The 8649-nt window shown below is 70.7% G+C and carries 7 protein-coding genes, 1 other RNA gene and 1 pseudogene; 7 read left to right on the forward strand and 2 right to left on the reverse strand.

All coding sequences use genetic code 11. The annotated features are described in order from the left end of the window. The 6 genes and pseudogenes from IFT36_RS13665 to ssrA all read left to right on the forward strand — a co-directional run. Positions 1–647, forward strand: a pseudogene (locus IFT36_RS13665) (hypothetical protein); the annotation flags it as partial. A gap of 79 nt (positions 648–726) precedes the next feature. Further along, positions 727–1836 (forward strand): peptide chain release factor 2, encoded by a 1110-nt coding sequence (gene prfB, locus IFT36_RS13670; RefSeq protein ID WP_056046106.1) that lies wholly within the window; start codon positions 727–729, stop codon positions 1834–1836. 103 nt (positions 1837–1939) lie between these two features. Continuing rightward, positions 1940–2683, forward strand: coding sequence for a cell division ATP-binding protein FtsE (gene ftsE, locus IFT36_RS13675; protein ID WP_043593759.1), 744 nt, complete (start codon positions 1940–1942; stop codon positions 2681–2683). Continuing rightward, positions 2680–3594: a permease-like cell division protein FtsX gene (gene ftsX, locus IFT36_RS13680; RefSeq protein WP_056046104.1), complete on the forward strand. Its 915-nt coding sequence runs from the start codon at positions 2680–2682 to the stop codon at positions 3592–3594. Before ftsE ends, ftsX begins: the two co-directional genes overlap by 4 nt. Before the next feature lie 116 nt (positions 3595–3710). After that, positions 3711–4187, forward strand: coding sequence for an SsrA-binding protein SmpB (smpB, locus tag IFT36_RS13685; protein ID WP_056046102.1), 477 nt, complete (start codon positions 3711–3713; stop codon positions 4185–4187). A gap of 129 nt (positions 4188–4316) precedes the next feature. Beyond that, positions 4317–4694, forward strand: a transfer-messenger RNA (tmRNA) gene (gene ssrA, locus IFT36_RS13690). A 268-nt stretch (positions 4695–4962) separates the two neighbouring features. Here the strand turns inward: ssrA and IFT36_RS13695 are convergent. Then, a complete protein-coding gene (locus IFT36_RS13695; protein WP_123570321.1) occupies positions 4963–6552 on the reverse strand; it encodes a hypothetical protein in 1590 nt (529 codons plus the stop codon). Between the two features lie 225 nt (positions 6553–6777). Beyond that, entirely contained in the window at positions 6778–7662 is an 885-nt protein-coding gene (locus IFT36_RS13700) for a LacI family DNA-binding transcriptional regulator (protein WP_200413406.1), read from the reverse strand. 41 nt (positions 7663–7703) lie between these two features. On the opposite strand from IFT36_RS13700, the gene IFT36_RS13705 reads away from it, so the two are divergent. After that, a partial coding sequence (locus tag IFT36_RS13705) for an ROK family protein (protein ID WP_200413407.1) occupies positions 7704–8649 on the forward strand: 946 nt, incomplete at its 3' end.

An 8649-nucleotide genomic window follows, 5' to 3' on the forward strand; every position in this document is an offset into this window, starting at 1 on the left:
GCGGCACCCTGCCGTCGGGCAGCGGCGAGGCGGCGCCCACCGCGCTCCCGTCCGACCGACCCGAGGACGACCCCGGCACGTCGCCGGGCGTGGTCGAGCCGGCGGGGACGCCGTCGGCGACACCGGTCCCACCCGCGGCCCCGACACCGGCGGTCGACGATCCGGCGGACCCCTCGACCTGGGTCGTGTCCACCGACCGCATCGGACCGCTCGTCCTCGGCGGCCGGCTCGAGGACCAGGCCGCTCTGCTGACGACGTTCGAGCGGGGGCCGGACGACGGCTCCGGCTGTCCGGCGTCGTTCTTCTCGGACGGACGGGGGCTGACCCTCGCCCTCTCGCGGGCATCGTCGCCGGACACGACCGAGATCGCGACGGTCTCCTCCACCCTGGCGGTCGATCCGGCCGCCCTCGCGAGCGCCACCCCCCGCACCGCGTCTGGCATCGGCCTCGGCGACGACGAGGGACGACTCCTCGCCGCGTACCCGGACGCCGAGCTCACGCTCGACCACGACGAGAACTACGGGACGCAGTACGCCGTCGCGGGCGACGACGGGCGCTACCTCGTGTTCGTGGTGGGGACCTCCGAGCGGATCACCCAGATGAGCGTGGGCACGACGCGGATCGCCCCGCCCGAGTACTGCGGATGAGACGTGACCCCGCGCCTCGGCCGGGAGGCGCCGGGCACGGGCAGGCCCGGCCCACGCGGGCCGGGTAAGCTCGGGGACCATGATCGCACTGGATTTCTCTGAGCAGATTGCCGCCCTCCGGGCCACGTTCGAAGACATCCGTGCGGTGATCGGGCAAGACCGTCTCGTCGCCGAGATCGCCGAGCTCAGCGAACAGGCCTCGGCCCCCGACCTGTGGGACGACACCGACAACGCGCAGAAGGTCACCAGCGCCCTCAGCCACCGGCAGTCCGAGCTCGAGAAGCTCGAGACCACCGAGGCGCGGCTCGACGACCTCGAGGTGCTCGTCGAGATGGCGAACGACGGCGACGACCAAGAGAGCGCCGACGAGGCCCAGGCCGAACTCAGGGCACTGCAGAAAATGATGGACGTCCTCGAGGTGCAGACGCTGCTCGACGGCGAGTACGACCCGCGCCCGGCCGTCATCACGATCCGCGCCGGGGCCGGCGGGGTCGACGCCGCCGACTTCGCCGAGATGCTGCTGCGCATGTACCTGCGCTACGCCGAGAAGCACGGCATGTCCGCCACCGTCATGGACACCAGCTACGCCGAAGAGGCCGGCATCAAGAGCGCCACCTTCGAGATCGACGCCCCTTACGCCTTCGGCACGCTCAGCGTCGAGGCAGGCACGCACCGGCTCGTGCGCATGAGCCCCTTCGGCGCCGCCGGCAAGCGCCAGACCAGCTTCGCCGCGGTCGAGGTCATCCCGCTGATGGAAGAGACCGAGTCGATCGACATCCCCGAGAACGACATCCGCGTCGACGTCTTCCGGTCCTCGGGCCCCGGCGGTCAGAGCGTCAACACGACCGACTCGGCCGTGCGGCTGACGCACATCCCGACCGGCACCGTCGTCTCGATGCAGAACGAGAAGAGCCAGATCCAGAACCGCGCCGCCGCCATGCGCGTGCTGCAGTCGCGCCTCCTGCTGCTGCAGAAAGAAGCCGAGAACGCCAAGAAGAAAGAGTTGGCGGGCAACATCACCGCCAGCTGGGGCGACCAGATCCGCAGCTACGTGCTGGCGCCCTACCAGATGGTCAAAGACCTGCGCAGCGAGCACGAGGTCAACAACCCCTCGAACGTCTTCGACGGCGATCTCGACGGCTTCATCTCGGCGGGCATCCGCTGGCGCAAGCGCGACGACCAGGACTGACCGGGCGTCGCCCGCCCGGCGGCTCCCAGCACATCCATAGCCGCCCCGCCGCAGCGAGTCGCTGCGACGATCGTCGCCGGCCGCACTTAGGGTGATCCCCGTCATGATTCGGTTTGATGAAGTCACCAAGGTCTACGTCGGCAACCCCCGGCCCGCGCTGAACGCCGTCACCCTCGAGATCCTCAAGGGCGAGTTCGTGTTCCTCGTCGGGGCGAGCGGCTCCGGCAAGTCGAGCTTCCTGCGGCTCGTGCTGAAGGAAGAGAAGCCGTCCCAGGGCCAGATCCACGTCCTCGGGCAGCGTCTGGGCACGCTCTCGAGCCGCAAGGTGCCCTACTTCCGGCGCAACCTCGGCGTCGTGTTCCAGGACTTCCGGCTGCTGCCGCAGAAGAACGTGTTCGACAACGTCGCGTTCAGCCTCCAGGTCATCGGCAAGAGCAAGGGCTTCATCCAGGAGGCCGTGCCCGACGTCCTCAAGATGGTCGGCCTGGTCGGCAAGCAGCACCGTCTGCCGCACGAGCTCTCGGGCGGCGAGCAGCAGCGCGTCGCCATCGCCCGTGCGATCGTCAACAAGCCGGCGATCCTGCTGGCCGACGAGCCCACCGGCAACCTCGACCCGTCGACCAGCGCCGGCATCATGACCCTGCTCGAGCGCATCAACGCCGGCGGCACGACGGTCATCATGGCGACCCACGACGCGGGCATCGTCGACCAGATGCAACGACGGGTGATCGAGCTCAGCGCGGGCAACATCCTCCGCGACGAGCGTCACGGCGGCTACCAGACCCAGGCGGTGCCCATCCAGGCCATCGGGGTCGAGGACCTCAGCACGAGAGGGGCCGACGCATGAGACTCGGACTCGTCATGAGCGAGGTCGGCAGCGGCCTCCGTCGCAACGCCTCGATGGTCATCTCCGTCGTGCTCGTCACGTTCATCTCGCTGACCTTCGTCGGCACCGCGGCCCTGTTGCAGATGCAGATCACGCAGATGAAGGGCTACTGGTACGACAAGGCCCAGGTCGCCGTCTACCTCTGCACCGACACCGACACGACCGGCAACTGCACCGGGGCGATGGCGACCAAGGACCAGATCGACGGCGTCCGCGCCCAGCTCGACAGCGACGTCCTGACTCCCTACGTCGACAAGTTCTACTTCGAGGACCAGACCCAGGCCTACGACCGCTTCAAGCAGCAGTTCGCCGACAGCCCGGCCACCGAGTTCGTGCAGCCGGCGTACCTCAACGAGACCTTCTGGGTGAACCTCAAGGACCCGACGCAGTCCGACGTCCTGACCGAGAGCCTGTCGAGCCTGGCCGGCGTCCAGAGCGTCGTCGACCAGCGCGGGTACCTCGACCCGATCTTCTCGGTGCTGAACGCGGCGAGCTACACGGCCATCGGCATCGCCTCCCTCATGTTGATCGCTGCCGTGCTGCTGATCGCCACGACCATCCGGTTGAGCGCGTTCAGCCGGCGTCGAGAACTCGGCATCATGCGCCTGGTCGGGGCGTCCAACCGGTTCATCCAGACGCCGTTCATCCTCGAGGGGGTGATCGCGGCCCTCGTGGGCTCGTTGCTGGCCGGTGGGGCGATCGTCGCGATCGTGAACTTCTTCGTGAAGGGCTACCTGGCGGTGACCTTCCAGGGCACGCCGTTCATCGGACTGCGGGACGCCGCCCTGGTCGTGCCGATCGTCATCGTCGTCGGCATCCTGCTCGCAGCCCTCAGCGCGAACGTCGCCATCAGGCGCTACCTCAAGGTTTAGAAGCCGGCCCCGTGAAGGAGGCGCGGTGTCCGTCAGACGGGCATCGCGCCTCCTTCGCTGTATACTGAACGGCTGCCTGTCGGCAGCACCCCCACCCGAACGACCAGGAGGCCAGCGTGGCGAAAGAACGCGGTGAGAAGGTCGTGGCCACGAACCGCCGCGCGCGCCACGACTACACGATCGAGACGACGTACGAGGCGGGCATCGTCCTGAGCGGCACCGAGGTCAAGTCGCTGCGGCAGGGCCGCGCGTCGCTGGTCGACGGGTACGCGTTCGTCGACGCCGGCGAGGCCTGGCTCGACGCCGTGCACATTCCCGAGTACACCGAGGGCACCTGGAACAACCACGCACCCCGGCGCAAGCGCAAACTGCTGCTGCACCGCCACGAGATCGACAAGATCGGGCAGAAGACCAAGGAGGGCGGCTTCACGGTCGTCCCGCTCAAGATCTACTTCAGCGACGGTCGGGCCAAGGTCGAGATCGCCCTCGCGAAGGGAAAGCGCGAGTACGACAAGCGCCAGACCCTGCGCGAGCGCACCGCGACGCGCGAGGCGCAGTCGGCGATGTCGGCGCGCAAGCACCTGGGGGAGTGACCGGTCGGTCGTCGGGCACGGGCGGGCGGGTCGCCGACGGTGGCGCGAACGCGTCGGACGACGTAGACTGATGGGCCGCACGGAAACGTGCGTTGGTAATTCAAGAGCGTGTGACGACGGCCCCCTCATGGGGATGATCGGTTTCGACATCGCCTGTGTGCGAACGAGAAGCGGGCCGAGGATCCAGGGTTATCTCGTAAACGATCTCTGGAAAACAATAAGTGCCAATAACAAGCGCACTGACTTCGCTCTCGCTGCGTAAGCAGTAGAGCCACATGGAGTCCGTCAGTCTGGTGACCGCCTTCTAACCAGATCCTGACGTCATTTAGATGGCTTGCTGTGTGACTACGCCTGGGGGTCACACGGGACTTGCACTCGGGCTGGGCTCGTCGACCTAGAAGCCAGTAACAAAGGTCGGAGCCGAGCAGAACGCCTCATCTGGCTACGCCCGTAGAATGCGTGCAATCTCAGCGATGGACGGGGGTTCAATTCCCCCCATCTCCACCACCGGTCGTCGTCACACCTCTCGAACACCGAACGCCCCCGCCTCTCGAGGCGGGGGCGTTCGTGCGTCCCGGGCCTGAGCGGTCCGCGCCGTGTCGCACCGCCGGATGAGCATCGCACCGCCGAAGTGGACGGTGCGACGTTCATCCGGCGGTGCGACACCTGCGAAGGGAACCGGGGGGACCGGGGGCCGGGGGTGGCCGCCGCCGGACGCGGAACGGCCCCCGCCGCTGCCGAGGCAGCGACGGGGGCCGTCGTCGTGGTGCGGGTGTTACTCGCCGGCCACGTCGGTGGTCGCGAGCTTCGCGCGGCGGCGAGCGAGGACCATCAGCGTCGAGCCGAGCAGCAGCACGGCGGCGCCGATGCCGATGGCGGCCTCGGTGCCCTCGCTACCCGTGTACGCCAGGCCCGTGGTGCCGGTGGCGATCGGGGTGGCGGGCAGGGCTGCGGGCGTCACGGCGGCGACGAGGCTGAACGCCACGTCGGCCGAGGGGGCCGAGACGATCGGCTGACCGGCGGCGTCGAGCACCGGCGCGCCGTCGGCGTCGAGGAGGAACGACACGGCGGCGGCCGTGTAGTCGTTCGGCGTCAGGGCGAGGGTGACGGTCCAGTTGCCGGCGGCGTCGACCACGATCGGGTCGGCGGGGTCGGCGGGGACCGCAGCGGCGGCGGCGCGTCCGTTCTCGGCGGCCTCGAGCTCGTCCAGCTGGTCCGTCGGGACGACGGCCAGCAGGATGTTCGAGCCGGGGGTGCCGGTGCCCTCGAAGGTGACCTGGTCACCGACGACGACCTGACCCTGGGTGGGCGAGGTGATCACCGGGGCGTCGAGGACGACGGCCGCGGCCTCGAGGGTGAAGTCGACCGGGGTCGAGTCGTCGGAGGCGACGGGGAGACCGTCCTCGTCGAGGACCGGCTGGCCGGCGGCGTCGAGCAGGACCTGGACCGCGACGGCCGTGTAGTCGCCGGGCTGGAGGGCCGCGGTGACGGTCCAGTCGCCGTTCTCGTCGACGACGATGCGCGCGGCCGGGTCGTCGGCGAGGGTGCTGACGGAGTCGGTCGGAGTGACGACGAGGCCGATGTCGGCGCCGGGGGTGCCGGTGCCCTCGAAGGTGACCTCGGTGCCGGTGACGGTCGCGCCCTGGGCGGGCGCGGTGATGACCGGGGCGGGCAGGGTGACCGGCGTGGTCGGGGGCGTCACGACGGCGGGGAGCGTGAAGTCACGCGTCACCGGCTCGAGGCCGCTGCCGCCGACGATGCCCGTGACCGTGACCGTCTGGGCCGTGGCGGCGGCGTCGGCGTAGGTGAAGGGGATCGAGTAGGTCGTGCCGTTGCCGAGGTTGGCACGGCCGAGCTCGACGCCGGCGGAGCTCACGATGACGGTCGAGCCCTCGGTCGCCGTTCCGGAGAAGACGACGTCGCGGCTGCCGGTCGGGGTGTTCGCGACGGGCGTCTCGAGGGTGAGGTACTTGCCGATCGGCAGGACGAACGACAGGGGCTGCGCGTCGGAGAAGCCGCTGCCGCCGACGACACCGTCGACGAAGACGCTCTGTTCGCGGGGGGCGGTGACGGGGTACGAGGGCAGGACGGCCGTGAAGGCTCCGGTCGTGGTGTCCGTCGTGGTCTGCACGAGACGCGTGGTCCGCGTGTCGTCGGTGAAGACGTTGATGGAGGCCCCGGGAACCGCGGTACCCACGATCGAGACGTCGCGCGAGGTCGTCGCGCCACCGTCCGTCGGGCTGGTGATGTCCAGCATGCCGTCGGCCGCGTTGGCCGCCGTGGTGGAGAGGAGGGCCCCTCCGAGGGCGAGCGTGAGGACGGCCGGGACGGCCACCGCACGGCGCCAGGAGAACTTGGTGATCACGTGGTGAGTGCTTTCTTGATCGGTGGTGCAAGCGTCATCGCTTGTCCGCCCCCGGCCCAGCGCCGGGTGAGACGCGCAGCACGAAGGGAACCCCCCGTGCCCACCGAACCTATCCGGAACCTGAGAGAAACCCACCGAACTGTCCGGAATGCGCAGGGTGGTTGTCGGGTCACCCCTGTTTCACCTGGGTGGGAGTCGACACCGGGGCCGGCGGATCGGCAGGCGTCAGACCGGCGCGGGCCCCGACGACCCCCGCCGCACGAGCGACGCGGGTGGCGCCTCGACCGACGCCACGCCCTCACCCGCGAGCACGCCGAGCAGCATGCCGGCGGCCACCTCGCCGAGGCGTTGCACGTCGTGGCTGACCGCCGAGAGCGGAGGCGTCGACAACTGGCACTGCGACGAGTCGTCCCACGCCACGAGCGTCAGTCGCGTCGGCACCTCGACCCCGAGTCGTTGCGCCGCGGCGAGGCCGCCGAGCGCCATCTGGTCGTTGTCGAAGACGACGGCCGTCGGCGGCGTAGGCCCCGAGAGCAGACGCGAGAGGGCGGCCGCGCCGGCGTCCCACGAGTAGTCGCCCTCGATCGTCTCGACGACGGACGAGGAGGCGCGACTCGCGGCGACCAGCGCCTCCTGCCTGACCTGCGTGTGCAGCAGCGCCACCGGGCCCGACACGTGCGCGAGTCGACGGTGCCCGTCCGCGACGAGCGCGGCGACGGTGTCGCGCATGGCGACGCCGTCGCCGGTCCAGACGGCGGGCAGGTCTCCCGAGAGGGCGGGGTCGCCGAGCACGACCGCGGGCAGGCCGAGCTCGCGCAGCAGGGCCGGTCGGGGATCGTCGTCGGTGAGGTCGACGAGGACGACCGCGCCGAAGTCGCCCGAGGCCGCCCACCGCCGGTAGGCCGACAGCTCGGCGTCGCGGTCGGCGAGGGCCTGCAGCAGCAGGGTGTGGCCGCGCGGGCGCAGCACCCGTTCGATGCCGGCGATGAGTTCGTGGTAGAACGGCTCCGCCCCCAAGATCTCGCCGGGGCGGACGAGGGCGAGACCGACACGACGGCGGTCGCCCGGCCCGGCAGGGGCCACCCGGGTGTCGACGATCGAGTCGGTCATGCGCCCGAACCTACAGCCCCCGACAGGTCGGAGCGACGCCCGTGGTGACCCGCGACCCCGACCGGACCCCGACGCACCCCCCTGCCCGGCCCGCGACGCCGTGGCGGTCGCACACCTCGCCGCCCACCCCGGCACAGCCCACGGCGCAGCCCGCGCCACAGCCCACGGCGCAGCCCGCGCCGCAGACCAGCCGCGAACTCGTGGTCGACCTCGTGCGGTCGTCGGGCCCGATCAGCCGTGTCGAGCTCGCCCAGGCCAGTGGACTGACGCAGGCGTCGATCTCGACGATCGTCCGGCGGTTGCTGGACGAGGGGCTCGTCCGGGAGACCGGCCGGGTCGCGTCGACCGGTGGCAAGCCGCGCACGATGGTCGAGATCAACCCGCGTGCCGTCTACGGCATGGGAGTGCAGATCGGTGAGGACGCGCTCACCTACGTCGTCACCGACATGCGCGGGGGAGTCGTCGGGCGCCTGCAGGTCGACGCCGGGCCCGCCGCGTCCGACGACGTCACGGCCGCCGCGGTCCGCATCGTCGACGGCTTCCACGACGTCGTCGGCAGCCTCGGCCTCGCGAGCGGGGCGGTGGCCGGCCTGGCCGTCGTCGGTCCCCGTGCCACCCTCGCCCACGGGGTGCGTACCGGGCCCCGGTCGACCGAGAGCGCCCTCCACGCCGGGCTGCACGCCGCGCTGGCCCTGCGCCTCGGCCTGCCCGTGATCGTCGACAACGATGCGGCGGCCGCCGCGCTCGGCGAGTTCTGGAGTCGCCAGGTGCCGCGCTCCGAGACGTTCGCCTGCGTCTACCTCGGGACGGGGGTCGGCTCGGGCATCGTGCTCGACGGGGCCCTGCACCGGGGCGCGAGCTCGGGCGCCGGAGAGCTCGGCCACGTGTCGATCGACCTCGACGGCGAGCCCTGCTACTGCGGCAACCGCGGCTGCCTCGAGCTCGCGGCGTCGCCCGGGGCCGTCGTCGCGCGGGCCCGGCGCGACG

It is taken from the genome of Frigoribacterium sp. CFBP 13605 (assembly GCF_014839405.1).
Taxonomy (GTDB): domain Bacteria; phylum Actinomycetota; class Actinomycetes; order Actinomycetales; family Microbacteriaceae; genus Frigoribacterium.